The organism is Actinoplanes octamycinicus, assembly GCF_014205225.1.
GTDB lineage: Bacteria > Actinomycetota > Actinomycetes > Mycobacteriales > Micromonosporaceae > Actinoplanes > Actinoplanes octamycinicus.
Window position 1 is genome coordinate 922,105 of sequence record NZ_JACHNB010000001.1, and the last position, 14,800, is coordinate 936,904.

A 14,800-nucleotide genomic window follows, 5' to 3' on the forward strand; every position below is an offset into this window, starting at 1 on the left:
GACGGCCTGAGCCGGCGCGCCCCCGGATCAGGCCCCGGCCGGGGTCCGGGAGACGGCCTGAGCCGGCGCGGCCCCGGTCAGAGGGCCTCCTCGGGGATCTCGGTGATCAAGGCGGTCAGGGAGGCCACGTCCATCAGGTCGGTGGGCCGGACGGTGACCTGCTCGCGGACATAGTGGAAGCCGGCCCGGACCCGGGTGACCGGGACGCCGGCCAGCGTGGCCCAGGCGATCCGGTACGCCGAGAGCTGCACCGCGGCGGCCTCGGCGGCGGCGCCGGTGGGACGGCGGCCGGTCTTCCAGTCGATCACGTCGAAGCGGTCGCCCGGATCGGCGAAGACGGCGTCCATCCGGCCGCGGACCACCACGCCGGCGACCGTGGTGGCGAACGGGACCTCGACGTCGATCGGCGTGCGGTCGGCCCACTCACCGGTGAGGAACGCCTCCTGCAGCTCGGCCAGCTCCTCGTCGCCGGCCGCCTGGTCGTCGGCGGCGCCGGGCAGCTCGTCGATGTCGATCAGGCGGGCCGCGCCGAACCGCTGCTCCAGCCAGACGTGGAAGGCGGTGCCGCGCCGGGCGTGCGGGGCCGGGCGCTGCGGGAGCGGGCGGCGCAGCGAACGGGCCAGGGCCTGCGGGTCGCGGCGGAGGACGACCAGCTGGGAGACCGAGAGGTGCGGGGGCAGGGCGACCTCGATCGGGCCGTCCTGGCGGGTGCGCTCGGCGCGCTCGGCGAGCAGCAGCTGGGCCTCGCGGCGCCAGCGGGCGATGTCCGGGTCGACGGCGGCGGTGACCCGGTCGGCGGCGGTCGCGGCGGCCAGCAGCGCGTCCCGGTCGAGCGCCGGCGCGGCGGGGACCGGGGCGGACTCGGCGGGGCCTGGCGCGGGCTCGGCGGGGACCGGGGCGGACTCGGCGGGGACCGGCGCGGGCTCGGCGGGATCCGCAGGCGGGGCGGGCGAGGCTTCGGCGGAGGGGTGCTCGGCGGGCTCCGGGCGTACCGCAAAGGGGTGGCCTGGGGAAGAAGCGGCCGGAAGCGACGAGGCGGAAGGCGCCGAAGCGGCCGGGAGGGAGCCGTGGCCGGCCAGGCCGGCGAGGTCGGCCGCGAGGCCGGCGCGGGCCGCGACCTCCGGATGGGCCGTGGCGAGGTCGGCGAAGGCCTCGGCCGCGGAGGCGTCCGGGTCGGCGATCATGCGGCGGATCAGGTCGGCGGCCGCGGCCATCGCCGGGCGGCGCAGGCCGAGCGGGTCGGCCGGCCACTCGGCGGTGGCGACCAGCTCCTCGCTCGGGTTGGTCGCGCCCGGGGCCGGCTCGGGGGTCCAGGTCGTCACCACCCCGGCACCGGCCTCGCAGGTCGCGCGGACCTCGTCGAGGAAGACCGACGGGCCGCGCGGACGTTTCACGCCGTCGCCCCACCAGTAGCCGGAGCAGAGCAGCAGGCGGCGCGGGCGGGTCATCGCGACGTAGGCCAGGCGGCGCTCCTCGCGCTCGTCGTGCTCGCGCCAGACCCGGGCGAACTCGGTGAGCGCGTTGTTCACGTCCTTCTGCTCGACCGCGTCGTCGAGGTCCAGCTCGGGCAGCCCGGCCGCGTCGCCCCGCAGCGGGAACGGCAGCACGCCGATGCCGCCCAGATAGTGGTCGGAGCCGCGGACCAGACCCGGCCAGACGCCGCGGCACAGGCCGGCCACCGAGACGACGTCCCACTCCAGACCCTTCGCGGCGTGCGCCGTGAGGATCTGCACGGCGCCCTCGGCCACGTCGACCTGGCCCGGCTCGAGCCCGCGCTCCTCCTCCTCGGCGGCGGCCAGGAAGGCCAGGAACCCGGCGAGCGTGCTGGTCTCGTTCTCGCTGACGTAGCGGGTGGCGGCCTCGCCGAGCGCGTCCAGGTGACCGCGGGCCAGTCCGGCGTCGCCGGCCGCCCAGCCGCGGACCGCGACCTCGACGTCCAGCCCGATGGTCCGCTCGATGTCCGCCAGCAGGTCGGGCAGCGGCTGATCCAGGCGCTGCCGCAGGGCGCCCAGCTCCCGGCTGTAGGCGGCCAGCCGGGTGAACCCCTCGATCGAGTACTGGTGCGGGCTGCCCAGGTCGGCCATCGCCTCGACCAGCGTGGCGTCGTCGAGCCGGTCGGCCATCACCGCGTCCGGCTCCCCGGCCGTCTCGGCGTGCTGCGCGGCGCGGTCGGCGGCCAGCGCCCGGGCCCTCCGGTGCAGGGCGACCAGGTCGCGCGGGCCGATCCGCCAGCGGGCGCCGGTGAGCAGGCGCAGCAGCGACGCGCCGTCGGTCGGGTCGGCCAGCACCCGCAGCGTGCAGACCACGTCCCGGACCTCGGGGGTGTCCAGCAGGCCGCCCAGCCCGACCACCTCGACCGGCAGGCCGCGGGAGCGCAGCGCCTCCTCGATCACCGGGATCTGGCTGCGCACCCGGACCAGGACCGCGCTGGTCGGGCGCCGCTCCAGGGGGATCTCCTCCGGCAATGCCTTCGGCATGCCGGCCACCAGACGCCAGGCGGTCAGCATCGAGTCCGCGATCCAGGAGGCCTCCTCCGCGTACGTCGTGAGCAGCGCACAGCTGACCGTCCGCCCGCCCACCGCCTCGGCCACCCGATCCGCCGGTTGCAGCGTCCCGACCTGGGCCCGCAGCGGGGCGGAGATCACGTTCGCCACCTGGAGGATCTCCGGGCGGTTGCGCCAGCTCCGGGTCAGGCTCTGCACCCAGGCCGGGCGGCCGGCGGCGTCCGGGAACTCGTCGGGGAACCGCTCCAGGGTGCCGGCCGACGCGCCCCGCCAGCCGTAGATCGACTGGCACGGGTCCCCCACCGCGGTCACCGGGTGACCGCCGCCGAACAGGTTGTTCAGCATCGTCACCTGGGCGTGGCTGGTGTCCTGGTACTCGTCGAGCAGGACCACCCGGAACCGGCCGCGCTCGATCCGGCCGACCTCCGGATGGTCCCGGGCGACCAGCGCGGCGCGCGCCATCTGATCGCCGAAATCCATCGCCTCCAGATCGAGTTTGCGCTGCTCGTAGAGGCGGACCAGGGGCAGCAGGGTGAGCCGGTGCTGCTGCCGGCGGAGCATCTCGGTGACGTCTTTGTACATCCGGCCGGGGAACGACTGCACCTCGGCGAAGAACCGGCCGGTCCAGGCGGCCAGGTCGTCCGGCGACTTCAGGTGCTCGGCCAGCTCGGCGGAGAGCGCGAGGACGTCGTCGGTGACCGTGCCGGGCGCGCGGTTCAGCCCGGTCATCTCCCCGGTGTAGGCCCGGACCAGGGAATCCACGATCTGCCAGCGGGCCGCCTCGGTGAGCAGCCGGGCGGACGGCTCGAACCCGGCGCGCAGGCCGTGCTCGGTGACCACCCGGGCGGCGTACGAGTGGTAGGTCGAGATGGTCGCCTCGCCGGCCAGCGCGTCGTCCCGGCCGAGCCGGCGGGTCAGCTGGCCGAGCCGGGTGCGGACCCGGTGGGCCAGCTCGCCGGCCGCCTTGCGGGTGAAGGTGAGGCCGAGGATCTCACCGGGGTGCGCATAGCCGTTGGCGACCAGCCAGACCACCCGGGAGGCCATCGTCTCGGTCTTGCCGGAACCGGCGCCGGCCACCACCAGCAGCGGTTTCACCGGGTGCGCGATGATCGCGGCCTGCTCGTCGGTGGGCGTCGGAAGGCGCAGCAGGCGGGCCAGCTCGACCGGGGTGAAGCGGGGGCCGGCGTCTGCTCTCATCGCTGATCCTTCGGTGGTTCCACGACCTGGCGCCCCTTGCCGGAGACCGGGCAGCTGGTGCGCACCGGGCAGACCCGGCAGCGGCTGTTCGCCACCGCGGAGAAGGTGGCGGCGGCCATCGTGTCGGCGGTGCGGCGGACCATCTGATAGGCCCACTGCGGGTCGGTGGCCTCGGTGATCGGCACCTGCATCTGCTCCCGGGCCTCCTTGCCCGGGCCGAGCTGGACCAGGGCGGCGCCGCCGCTGTCCACGCCGAAATCGCCGAACGCGCCCGCGTCGACCGCCGCCTGATAGCCGGCGAGCTGCGGGTTCTCCGCGACCTCGGCGGAGAGCGCGGTGGACTTGCCGGTCTTCAGGTCGATCACCACGAGCCGGCCGGCCTCGTCGATCTCCAGCCGGTCGACCCGGCCGGTGAGCTGGATCGGGCGGTGCTCGTCCTCCAGCCGGACGGTGAACTCGTGCTCGATCGCCAGCAGCCGCCGCGGGTTCGCCGCCAGCCAGCGCAGCAGCTTGTCCACCATGGCTTGGGCACGCTCCTGCTCCGGGCCGGCCATCCAGCGGGCGGCCAGCTCGATCGAGTCGAACCGGGCGGAGACGTACTCCACCAGCTTCTCCCGGTCGGCGTGGGCGTCCTCGGCGAGCATCGCGGCGGCGTGCACCAGGTTGCCGATGCCCTGCGCCGGACCGGACGGGGCCGCGCCGCCGTGTCGCTCCAGCAGCCAGCGCAGGCTGCAGCGGAGGGCGCTCTCCATCGCCGACGGGGTGACCTTGACCGGCTCGCCGTCGTCGACCAGCGGCCGGTCGTCGGAGAGCGGCCGCAGCCCCCACCACTCGTCCGGATGCGCGCCGGGCACGCCGGCGGACGCCAGGCGGGCGAGCTCAGCGGCCGCGGCGCGGCGGCGGGCGGGCGTCTCCGCGGCGGACACGACGACGGTACGCAGCTCGGCGACCAGGGCGGCCAGGGTCAATGCCCGGGGCGCTCGGCCGACGGTCAGCTCCGGGTCGTCCAGGTCGTCCGGTTCATTAGCTTCTCCCGGTTCGTCCCGGCGCTCGTGCTCCGGGCCGGTCAGCGCCGGCTCCCCGGACCGGCTCGCGGCATCGGCCGGCTCCGGGCGCGGTGGGAGGTCCGCGGCGCCGGGGTCGTCCGGCGGCGGCGTGTCGCCGGTGGGCTCCGGCGGCGGCGTGTCGCCGGTCGGGCCCGGATCGTCCGGATCGGTCGGCTCCGGCAGTGGCGTGTCGCCGGTCGGGCCCGGATCGTCCGGATCGGTCGGCTCCGGCGGCGGCGTGTCGCCGGTCGGGCCCGGATCGTCCGGGTCGGTGGGCTCCGGTGGCAGCGGGGCCTCGGCGCCGGGGTCGTCGTCCGGCGGCGGGGGCTGCGGGCCCGGGGCGGCCAGCTCGGTCAGGAAGCGGCTGGGCTGCTCCTCGATCGCCGCGCCGCCGGTGCCGGCCGAGGCCACCGCGGTGACCACCAGCCGGCGGCGGGCCCGGGTGGTGGCCACGTAGAAGAGGCGGCGCTCCTCGTCGAGCAGCGCGGACGTCTCGGCGACGATCGCCTCCGAACCGGACGCCGGACGGCCGGCCACCGCGTCGACCAGGCGCTCCGAGCCGAGCAGACTGCCGCGCAGGCGCAGGTCGGGCCAGATGCCCTCCTGCACGCCGGCCAGCACCACGACATCCCACTCCAGGCCTTTCGCCGCGTGCGCGGTGAGCAGGCGGACCGCCTCGCCGCGGTCGGCGCTCGGGGCGATCGTGTCGGCCGGCAGGTCCTGGCCGAGCACGTGGTCGAGGAAGACCCGGACGCCGGCCCCGGGCAGCCGGTCGACGAACCGGGCGGCCGCGTCGAAGAGCACCACCATGGCGTCCAGGTCACGGTCGGCGGCCTCGGCGCGCCACTGCCGGGCCCGGGCCGCCTGGGCGGGGTCGGTGATCCGGATGTTTCCGGTGCTCATCGCATACCACCGGTCGGCCAGGCCGCTGGCCCGCCAGACGGTCCAGAGCACCTCCTCGGCGGAGGCGCCGGGCTCGGCGGCGGCGGTGCGGGCCACGGTGAGCAGGCGGGCGATGGTCTGCGCCGGGCGGGCCCAGCGGCGCTCCACCAGGTCCAGGCCGGCCGGGTCGCGGACCGCGTCGACCAGCAGCTCGCCGGACGGCCGCCGGTCGCCGGCGGCCACCGCGAGGGCGCGCAGGCCCTGGCGCAGCCGGCGCTCGGCCAGCGGGTCGGCCCCGCCGAGCGGCGAGTGCAGCAGCGCGACGGCGGCCTCCTCGTCGAGCAGCTCCGGGTCCAGCGCGCAGCGCAGCAGCAGGAGGAAGGGCGCCACCGCGGGCTGCAGGTGCAGCGGCAGGTCCTCGGCGTGGATCACGGTCGGCACGCCGGAGGCGGCCAGCGCCCGCTGGACCGAGGGCTGCTGGAGGGTGGCGGACCGCATCAGCACCGCCATCCGGGACCAGGGCACGCCGTAGAGCAGGTGCGCCTCGCGCAGGGCATGCGCGATGAAGGCGGTCTCGGCGGCCGGCGACCGGAAGGTGCGCACCACGGCCTCGGCGACCGGGCCGGTCGGCGAGATCTCGTCCCCGGTGATCTCCGGCGCCGAGGGGTCGGCCGGGGCCGGAGGCGGGGCCGGTGGGGGCGGCGGGACCATCGGGCGGTGGGCGAACCGGCCGCGCATCCGGCGGGCCACCCCGGACGTGGCGGTGAGCAGGGCCGGAGCCGACCGGTGGTTGGTGTGCAGGGTGATCGTCTCGGCGGGGGCGCCGGTCGGGGTGCGGAAACGGGCCGGGAAGGCGGCCACCACCTCCGGGTCGGCGCCCCGGAAGCCGAAGATCGACGAGTCCGGGTCGGCGAAGGCGACCAGTGGCTTGCCACCGCCGGCGACCTGGGCGAGCAGGTCGATCTGGGCCGGGTCGGTCTCGGCGAGCTCGTCGACGAACACATAGGCCAACCGGCGGCGCTCGGCGGCCAGCAGGTCCGGCTCGTCGGCGAGCAGGCCGGAGGCGGCCCGGACCAGCTCGGCCGGGTCATAGGCCACCGAGCCACGGGTGGTGGCGTCGCGGAGGGAGAGAACCGCGACATACTCCTCCAGGAAGCGGGCGGCGGCGGCCCAGTCGTCACGGCCCAGCCGGGCCGCGTAACGCGCCAGCTCGATGGCGCCCACCCCGCGCTCGGCGGCCCGCTGCATCAGGTCACGCAGCTGCTGGGCGAAGGCGCGGGTGGGCAGCGCCGGGCGCAGCGACTCGGGCCAGCCGATGGTGTCGGCGGCCTCCGGGTCCTCCACCACGGCGAGCAGCTCACGGATGATCAGGTCCTGCTCAGGGCCGGTGAGCAGCCGCGGGGCCGGCTCGCCGTGCTCCGCGGCGGCCCGGCGGAGCAGCCCGAACGCGAACGCGTGGAAGGTCCGCACCAGCGGCTCGTGGACGATCCGCCCGGGCACGTCGGCGACCCGGGCCTCGATCCGGTCGCGGAGCGCGGCGGCACCCCGGCGGCCGAAGGTGAGGACCAGGATCCGCTCCGGGTCGACGCCCTCGGCGATCCGGGCGGCGACCGCCTCGACCAGCGCCGTGGTCTTGCCGGTGCCGGGGCCGCCGACCACCAGCAGCGGGCCGGTGGTGTGCGCCACCACCCGGGCCTGCACCGGGTCGGGGCGGACCTCGGGCGTGGCCGGGCGCGGGCGCCGGACCAGGCGATAGGCCGGCCGGCGCACCGGGGACTGGGGGGCCGGCGTGCTCACGGCATCTATGAGAGCACGCCGGTATGACGATTCCGGGAGGTCACCCCTCCGGGGCCGGCAGTGCGGCTTCGATCACGTCCAGCGCCTCGGCGACGGTCCGGGCCACCAGCACCGTCTCCATCGCCCCGGCCCGGACGAACTTGGTGCCGACCAGGCCGGTCAGCCAGGTCATCAGGCCGTCGTAGAAGCCGTCTGGGTCGAGCAGCACGATCGGCTTGCGGTGCACGCCGAGCGTCGCCGTGGTCCACACCTCGAACAGCTCGTCCAGGGTGCCGAGGCCGCCGGGCAGGGTGAGGAACGCGTCCGACCGCTCGATCATCACGTTCTTCCGGGCGGCCATGTCGGTGGTGACGATCAGCTCGTCCGAGGCGGTGTCGGCCACCTCCCAGTCGACCAGGCACTGCGGGATGATCCCGAGGGTGTGCGCGCGGCCGGCCCGGGCGCCCTCGGCGACCGTGCCCATCATGCCGACCCGGCCGCCGCCGGAGACCAGGGTGTGACCCCGCTCGCCGAGCGCCCGCCCGGTCGCCGCGGCCAGGTCCAGCCAGCGCTGCTCCAGGGTGTCCGACGAGCCGCAGAAGACGCAGATCGCCGCCATCAGGAGGACACCTGCGCCGCCTCGGCCTCCACGATGATCCGGACCGCCTCGGCGACGTCGTCGGTGACCTGGATCAGGTCCAGGTCCGCCTCGCTGATCTTGCCCTCGTCGAGCATCCGCCGCTTGATCCAGTCGAGCAGGCCGCTCCAGTAGTCGACGCCCATCAGGATCACCGGGAACCGGGTCACCTTCCGGGTCTGGACCAGGGTGATCGCCTCGAACAGCTCGTCCAGCGTGCCGAAGCCGCCGGGCAGCACCACGAACGCCTGCGCGTACTTGACGAACATGGTCTTGCGGACGAAGAAGTAACGGAAGTCGATGCCGATGTCGACCCAGTCGTTGAGACCCTGCTCGAACGGGAGCTCGATGCCCAGCCCGACGGACATCCCGCCGGCCTCGGTGGCCCCCCGGTTCGCCGCCTCCATCACGCCCGGGCCGCCCCCGGTGATCACCGCGTAGCCCGCCTCGGCGAGCGCGGCGCCCAGGCCGGTGGCCAGCTCGCACTCCGGGCTGTCCGGTGCGCTGCGGGCCGAGCCGAAGACGCTGACCGCCGGTGGCAGGTCGGCCAGGGTGTCGAAGCCCTCGACGAACTCGGAGAGTATCCGCAGCGCGCGCCAGGCGTCCTTGGTCTTCCACTCACCGCGATGGTGGGAATCGAGAAGTTTCTCGTCAGCGGTACTGGGCGGCACGGCCTCCCGACGCAGCGTGACCGCACCTCGATGACGCTGTGGCGTGGCCGGTGGTCGCCCGTTGGTGCTCTCCGTCATGCGTCCAAGGTAGTGCGGACGGTCAGTACGAGGTGAATAACCGGCTGCGTTTCGGCAAGAGGATTGCGACTCGGAGACCTTTTTGCCAGATTGAAGCAACGGACGGTAGCTCTGGCGCGTCTATACAGTTACCGAACCGCGTCCACACGGCAGGCACGGCACCCGAGTCGGGGTGTCCCGGTGAAAGGGCGGCCACCGTGACGAATCGCTACGAGCGTCTCAAGATGCACCGTCGTATGCAGCGGCGGATCCAGCTGGTGGTGGAGGAACGCCGCATGGCCTTCGCCGCCCGCCACGACGAACCCGCGGTCGACCTGGAGACGACGATGGAGATCCCGCCCCCGGAGCTGCCGCTGGTGGTGCCGCAGCGGGCGATCGGCCGAGTCGCCGTCCCGCAGGCCTGACCGGGAGCTAACCGGCCAGCCAGCGGTGCAGCGTCGCGGCGCCGTCCCGGATCTGGCCGATCTCCACGTGCTCGTCCGGCGCGTGCGCGAGTGCCGGGTCGCCCGGCCCGTAATTGAGCGCCGGGATGCCCAGCTGCGCGAACCGGGCCACGTCGGTCCAGCCCAGCTTGGCGGCCGGGGCCACGCCGACCGCGGTGAGGAACTCGCGGGCCGCCGGGGCGGCCAGTCCCGGCAGCGCGCCCGGCGCCGAGTCGGTGATCTCCAGCTCGAAGCCGTCGAACACCTCGTGCAGGTGGGCCAGCGCCTGGCTCTCCGAACGGTCCGGGGCGAACCGCAGGTTGACCTCGACCGCGCACTCGTCCGGGACCACGTTGCCGGCCACGCCGCCGGAGATCCGGACCGCGTTCAACCCCTCCCGGTACGTACACCCGTCGATCGTCACCGTCCGCGGGTGGTAGTCCTCGAGCCGGCGCAGCACCTCGCCGGCGGCGTGGATCGCGTTCACCCCGCGCCAGGCCCGGGCCGTGTGCGCCCGGCGGCCGTGCGTGCGCACCAGCGCCCGCATGGTCCCCTGGCAACCGGCCTCGACCACCCCGTACGTCGGTTCCAGCAGCACCGCGAAGTCGGCCCGCAGCCACTCCGGGTGCGCGGCGGCGACCAGGTTCAGCCCGTTGTACTCGGACTCGATCTCCTCGGCCTCGTAGAACAGGTAGGTCACGTCGTACGCCGGGTCGGGCAGGGTGGCGGCCAGGTGCAGGGCGACCGCGACGCCGGACTTCATGTCCGAGGTCCCGCAGCCGTAGATCAGGTCGTCGACGACAGTGGACGGCCAGTTGTCGTTGATCGGCACGGTGTCCAGGTGGCCGGCCAGCACGACCCGCTGGCCGCGGCCCAGCTCGGTGCGGGCCATCACGGTGTGACCCACGCGCTCGACGGTCAGGTGGCCGGCCCGGCGGAGGACGTCCTCCACGCAGTCGGCGATCACCTTCTCGTCGCGGGACACGGACTCGATGTCGACCAGGGCGCGAGTCAGCTCGACCGGGTCGACCAACACGTCCGGGGTAAGCGGGTTGGCCATGACCGCACCATACAAGGCCGTCCCGAGCACCGGACGCGCCCGATCGAGACCCCTCGGCTTTAGTAGGGTTCACCTCGTGGATACCGCGATCTCGACCTCGCCCGCCTGGGGCATCGGCCTCGCCACCGTCACCGCCGAGGGACAGGTGCTGGACACCTGGTTCCCGGCCGGATTCCTGGGCCTGGGCGACGAGCCGGCCGAGCCGCCGGTGCTGCCGGCCGGCCTGACCGGCCCGAAACTGCTGCCCGGACTCTCGACCGTCGAGGTCCGCACCTCGATCAAGTCGCTGGCCGAGCCGATCGCCGACACCGCCGAGGCGTACCTGCGGCTGCACCTGCTCTCGCACCGCCTGGTCCGGCCGAACGAGCTGAACCTGGACGGCATCTTCGGCCTGCTGGCGAACGTGGCCTGGACCTCGGCCGGCCCGTGCCCGCCGGACCGGGTCGACGAGCTGCGCTTCCTGGAGCGCACCGCCGGCCGGCACCTGGCCGTCTACGGCATCGACAAGTTCCCGCGGATGACCGATTACGTCGCACCGAGCGGGGTCCGGATCGCCGACGCGGACCGGGTCCGGCTGGGCGCCCACCTGGCCCCGGGGACCACGATCATGCAGGAGGGATTCGTCAACTTCAACGCCGGCACGCTGGGCACCTCGATGGTCGAGGGGCGGATCGTGCAGGGCGTGGTGGTCGGCGACGGCTCGGACATCGGCGGCGGCTCGTCGATCATGGGCACCCTCTCCGGCGGCGGCAAGGAGAAGGTGCGGATCGGCGAGCGCAGCCTGCTCGGCGCGAACGCGGGTGTCGGCATCTCGCTGGGCGACGACTGCGTGGTCGAGGCGGGCACCTACATCACCGCGTCGTCGAAGGTGGCGCTGCCCGACGGCCGTGTGGTGAAGGCCATCGAGCTGTCCGGTGTGAACAATCTCCTGTTCTGGCGGAACTCGGTCACCGGCGCCCTGGAGGCCCGTCCGCGCAAGGGCACCGGCATCGAGCTGAACTCGGCGCTGCACGCGAACTGAGTCATGGCCTCGCTGCGCTCGGCGGGCATTGCGTCCGGTGGTCAGCGCAGGGCCTGGGCGGCCGCCGTGCGCACGGCGGCCGTCAGCTCGTTGAGCAGGGTGGACTCGATCCGCCAGTACTGCCAGTAGAGCGGGATGTCCAGGTATTCACCCGGGAACATCTCGACGTACTCCCCGGACTCCAGCAGCGGCCCGGCATTCTGCTCCGGGACCGTTCCCCAGCCCAGGCCCAGCCGGATCGCCTCGTTGAAGGCGGCGGCGGCCGGCACGTAATGGATCGGCCGACCGGCCGCGGAGGCCCCGACCACCTCCAGGAACCGGTGCTGCAACCGGTCCTTGCGGTTGTAGACGACCATCGGCGCCGACGCGAAGTCCACCCCGGGCGCGATGATCCCGAGGTAACGCATCGCCCCCAGCCGCTCCACCCGGCAGCCCTGGACCGCGACGTTCTCCGCGGTCACCGCCGCCATCGCGGTCCCCGACCGCAACAGGTCGGCGGTGTAGTCCTGATCGTCGGTGTGGATCTCGAAGGTGGCGCCCGGCACCCGGGTCAGCACCGGCAGGAACCAGGTGTTCAGCGAGTCCGCGTTGACCACGATCGAGACCCGGGTGCCGCCCCGGGCCTGGGCGAGCGCCTCCCGCTCGAGCAGCGCCACCTGCCCGGCGAACCGGATCAGCGCCTCGCCCGCCACGGTCGCCGTGCACGGTTTCGCCCGGCGCACCAGCACCTGGCCGACCGCTCGTTCGAGTGCCTTGATCCGCTGGCTGACCGCCGATGGGGTGACGTGCAGCGCCCGCGCGGCCGCCTCGAAACTGCCCTGCTCCACGACTGCCTGGAAGGTCTCGAGCTGCACCTGGTCCACGCGATTAAGTATCGCTAATTCATCCTGAAAATCTTTAGCTGGATTGCACAGCCGGGTGAACCCTACCGTCGGACCCGTGCTCACCTCCGCCGTCGCCGGCTTCATCGCCTCCGCCGTGTTGATCATCGCCATCGGGGCGCAGAACGCGTTCGTCCTCCGCCAGGGGCTGCGCCGCGAACACGTCATCCCGGTCGTGCTCACCTGCGCGCTCTCCGACCTGGCGCTGATCTCGGCGGGCATCGCCGGCCTCGGCGCGATCATCGCGGCGCAGCCCGGCCTGGTCACCGCGATCCGCTGGGTCGGGGCCGCCTTCCTGACCGGGTACGCGGTGCTCGCCGCCCGCCGCGCGATCCGCCCCACCGGCAGCCTGGACCCGGCCGGCAAGGCTCCCGCCACGCTGCGCGCCACCCTGCTCACCACGCTCGCGCTGACCTACCTCAACCCGCACGTCTACCTGGACACCGTGCTGCTGCTCGGCTCGGTCGCCCAGCAGCACCCGCACCGCTGGCTGTTCGGCCTGGGCGCGGCGGCGGCCAGCCTGTCCTGGTTCGCCGTGCTCGGCCTGGGTGCGCACCGGCTCGGCCCGCTGCTGGCCCGGCCCGGGGCGTGGCGGATCCTGGACGGTCTGATCGCCGTGGTGATGGCTGTGGTGGCCGCAACACTCCTGCTGGGTGGCTGAGGCTTGACCCTCCACCAACTCGAGGGACCAGGGTCAGTAGGTGTGAGGAGCGAGATGCGGACCATCGGCGAGGCGGCCCGGGCCAGCGGCCTGACGGTCAGCGCGCTGCGCTTTTACGACGGCGCCGGCGTGCTGGTCCCGGCCGTGGTCGACCCGGTCACCGGCTACCGGCGCTATTCCGCCGAGCAGGTCCAGGCCGCCCGGTTGATCGCCGGGCTGCGGCGGGTCGGCATGCCGGTCGCCGAGATCGCGCAGGTCGTGCGCGACCTCGAGCGGCCCGAGGCCGTCCGCAAGCGGCTCGACGATCATCTGGCCCGGTTGGAGGCCGGGCTCGCCGATGCCCGCCGTGAGCTCCTCCGCCTGCACACCCTGCTCGATCTGGAGGAGAGCCCGATGACCCGAGTCACCCTGTCCGCCGCCGACCTGAGGGCCGCGCTCGACGCGGTCCGGTTCGCCACCACCGATCCGGTCCCCGGCCTGCCGTTCCCCGGCGGCGTGCTGTTCGAGACCGGCGACGGCACGCTGACCCTGGTCACCACCGACCGCTACCGGCTCGCCGTGGCCACCGCCCCGGCCACGGTCGAGGGCCCCGCCGCCCGGCATTACCTGCCCGTCGCCTTCGCCGACGAGCTGCGTCAGTTCACTTCCGGTTCGCTGACCCTCGAGATCGATCCTTCTTGCGTACGGGCGGAGGGCACCGGCCCCGAGCTGCGCACCGAACCGCTGGAGGTGGAGTTCCCGGACTACCGCCGGCTGATCGCCCCGGACGGCACGGCGGCCCGCCGGCTCACCGTCGACCCGGACCGGCTGCGGGCGCTGGTCACCGGCGCCCCCGAGGTGCGGCGTGAGCACGAGGGCGCGGACTATCCGGTCACCATCCTCGCCGTGGCCCCGGGCGGCGAGCTGCGGCTGGCCGACGAGGGCGAGTGGACCGCCGGCGGCGACGCCCACGTCGCGGTGAACCGGGAGTTCCTGCTCCAGGCGGTGGACGCCGGGGGCCCCGGCCAGCTGCTGCTCGACCTGGACGGTCCGGTCCAGCCGCTGACCATCCGGAGCGCCGCGGACGATTCCCGTTTCTCCCTGCTCATGCCGGTCCGCGCCTGACCGCGCTGCGCGTTTAGTCGCGGATTGAACACGGTTCAGCCACGACTTCCGTGAACGGTGAGACCACCGGGACTTTGAGCGACCGCTCTGGTTACCGTCGGCGTGTGCGCAACAGCCCGCCGGATGACCACCTCAACACCACGGCTGCCGGCGCGTCCATGACCGGGTGGGAGTTCGCCTGGCTGGACGGGCTGGCCGTCGCGTCCGAGCCGTCCTGGTCGTTCCCGGAGATCGCCCGGCCGTTGGTGCGCACCGCGGGCAGCCTGCTCGATCTGGACACCGGCGGCGGCGAGTTGCTGGCCGAGTTCGTCCCGCTGCCCGCGCACACCGTCGCGGTGGAGAGCTGGGCCCGCAACACGCCGGCGGCGCGGGAGCGGCTGGCCCCGTTCGGCGTGGAGGTGCTCACCGAGCTGCCCGCCGGCGAGGACGAGTTCGACCTGGTGCTGAGCCGGCACGGGCGACTCCCCGCGGCGGACATCGCCCGCCTGCTCAAACCCGGCGGCGTGCTGCTCACCCAGCAGGTCGGCAGCGACGACCTGGCCGAGCTGAACGACGCACTCGGCGCCCCGCCGCCGCACCCGCGCCGCTGGGACGCCGAGGTCGCGGCGGCCGCTCTGACCGCGGCCGGGCTGCAGGTGACCGACGTCCGGGAGGAGCACCCGGGTCTCGCCTTCCGCGACATCCGGGCCGTGGTGCACCACCTGCGCACGGTGCCTTGGCAGGTCCGCGACTTCAGCCCGCAGAAGTACGAGCGCGAGCTGGCCCGCCTCACCGCGGTCATCCGAGCCCGCGGCGAGTTCACCGCCCGCGCACACCGCTTCCTGCTCCAGGCCCGGCGCCCGGCAGACGCATAGCCCGCG

Annotated in this window: 11 protein-coding genes; 5 read left to right on the forward strand and 6 right to left on the reverse strand. The window is 74.3% G+C overall.

Features of this window, described 5'->3' with window-relative positions:
- Positions 1-77 precede the first annotated feature (77 nt).
- Genes BJY16_RS03995 through BJY16_RS04010 form a run of 4 tightly spaced genes read right to left on the reverse strand, consistent with a single transcriptional unit; the run spans position 78 to position 8,791 of the window.
- On the reverse strand, positions 78-3,701 hold the full coding sequence (locus tag BJY16_RS03995) for an ATP-dependent helicase (RefSeq protein ID WP_185037764.1): 3,624 nt from the start codon (positions 3,699-3,701) through the stop codon (positions 78-80).
- Positions 3,698-7,426 carry an ATP-dependent helicase gene (locus BJY16_RS04000; protein WP_185037765.1) on the reverse strand — a complete coding sequence of 1,243 codons (3,729 nt, stop codon included), beginning with the start codon at positions 7,424-7,426 and terminating at the stop codon, positions 3,698-3,700. The genes BJY16_RS03995 and BJY16_RS04000 overlap by 4 nt, the downstream gene beginning before the upstream one ends.
- Positions 7,427-7,466: 40 nt before the next feature.
- Positions 7,467-8,024, reverse strand: coding sequence for an LOG family protein (locus BJY16_RS04005; protein ID WP_185037766.1), 558 nt, complete (start codon positions 8,022-8,024; stop codon positions 7,467-7,469).
- Positions 8,024-8,791 carry an LOG family protein gene (locus tag BJY16_RS04010; RefSeq protein ID WP_185037767.1) on the reverse strand — a complete coding sequence of 256 codons (768 nt, stop codon included), beginning with the start codon at positions 8,789-8,791 and terminating at the stop codon, positions 8,024-8,026. Before BJY16_RS04010 ends, BJY16_RS04005 begins: the two co-directional genes overlap by 1 nt.
- A 224-nt stretch (positions 8,792-9,015) precedes the next feature.
- Between BJY16_RS04010 and BJY16_RS04015 the strand changes: the two genes are divergently transcribed.
- Entirely contained in the window at positions 9,016-9,195 is a 180-nt protein-coding gene (locus BJY16_RS04015) for a hypothetical protein (RefSeq protein WP_221501879.1), read from the forward strand.
- A 7-nt stretch (positions 9,196-9,202) separates the two neighbouring features.
- On the opposite strand, the gene dapE is transcribed toward BJY16_RS04015, so the two are convergent.
- Positions 9,203-10,273, reverse strand: coding sequence for a succinyl-diaminopimelate desuccinylase (gene dapE / locus BJY16_RS04020; RefSeq protein WP_185037769.1), 1,071 nt, complete (start codon positions 10,271-10,273; stop codon positions 9,203-9,205).
- Positions 10,274-10,349: 76 nt separating this feature from the next.
- On the opposite strand from dapE, the gene dapD reads away from it, so the two are divergent.
- Positions 10,350-11,294, forward strand: coding sequence for a 2,3,4,5-tetrahydropyridine-2,6-dicarboxylate N-succinyltransferase (dapD, locus tag BJY16_RS04025; RefSeq protein WP_185037770.1), 945 nt, complete (start codon positions 10,350-10,352; stop codon positions 11,292-11,294).
- A gap of 41 nt (positions 11,295-11,335) precedes the next feature.
- On the opposite strand, the gene BJY16_RS04030 is transcribed toward dapD, so the two are convergent.
- Positions 11,336-12,157, reverse strand: a complete 822-nt coding sequence (locus tag BJY16_RS04030) for a LysR family transcriptional regulator ArgP (protein ID WP_239177629.1) — start codon at positions 12,155-12,157, stop codon at positions 11,336-11,338.
- A 76-nt stretch (positions 12,158-12,233) separates the two neighbouring features.
- Here BJY16_RS04030 and BJY16_RS04035 point away from each other — a divergent pair, with 76 nt between their 5' ends.
- From BJY16_RS04035 to BJY16_RS04045, 3 genes are all read left to right on the forward strand, one after another.
- Positions 12,234-12,836 (forward strand): LysE/ArgO family amino acid transporter, encoded by a 603-nt coding sequence (locus BJY16_RS04035; RefSeq protein WP_185037771.1) that lies wholly within the window; start codon positions 12,234-12,236, stop codon positions 12,834-12,836.
- A 54-nt stretch (positions 12,837-12,890) separates the two neighbouring features.
- A complete protein-coding gene (locus BJY16_RS04040; protein WP_185046258.1) occupies positions 12,891-13,940 on the forward strand; it encodes a DNA polymerase III subunit beta family protein in 1,050 nt (349 codons plus the stop codon).
- Positions 13,941-14,044: 104 nt separating this feature from the next.
- On the forward strand, positions 14,045-14,794 hold the full coding sequence (locus BJY16_RS04045; RefSeq protein ID WP_185037772.1) for a class I SAM-dependent methyltransferase: 750 nt from the start codon (positions 14,045-14,047) through the stop codon (positions 14,792-14,794).
- The last annotated feature ends 6 nt before the right edge of the window (positions 14,795-14,800 follow it).

Bases quoted from the DNA above. Each gene is read 5' to 3' on its own strand.
- BJY16_RS04040 (WP_185046258.1), top strand. From the start codon at position 12,891: ATGCGGACCATCGGCGAGGCGGCCCGGGCCAGCGGCCTGACGGTCAGC.
- dapE (WP_185037769.1), bottom strand. From the start codon at position 10,273: ATGGCCAACCCGCTTACCCCGGACGTGTTGGTCGACCCGGTCGAGCTG.
- BJY16_RS04005 (WP_185037766.1), bottom strand. From the start codon at position 8,024: ATGGCGGCGATCTGCGTCTTCTGCGGCTCGTCGGACACCCTGGAGCAG.
- BJY16_RS04015 (WP_221501879.1), top strand. From the start codon at position 9,016: ATGCACCGTCGTATGCAGCGGCGGATCCAGCTGGTGGTGGAGGAACGC.
- BJY16_RS03995 (WP_185037764.1), bottom strand. From the start codon at position 3,701: ATGAGAGCAGACGCCGGCCCCCGCTTCACCCCGGTCGAGCTGGCCCGC.
- BJY16_RS04010 (WP_185037767.1), bottom strand. From the start codon at position 8,791: ATGACGGAGAGCACCAACGGGCGACCACCGGCCACGCCACAGCGTCAT.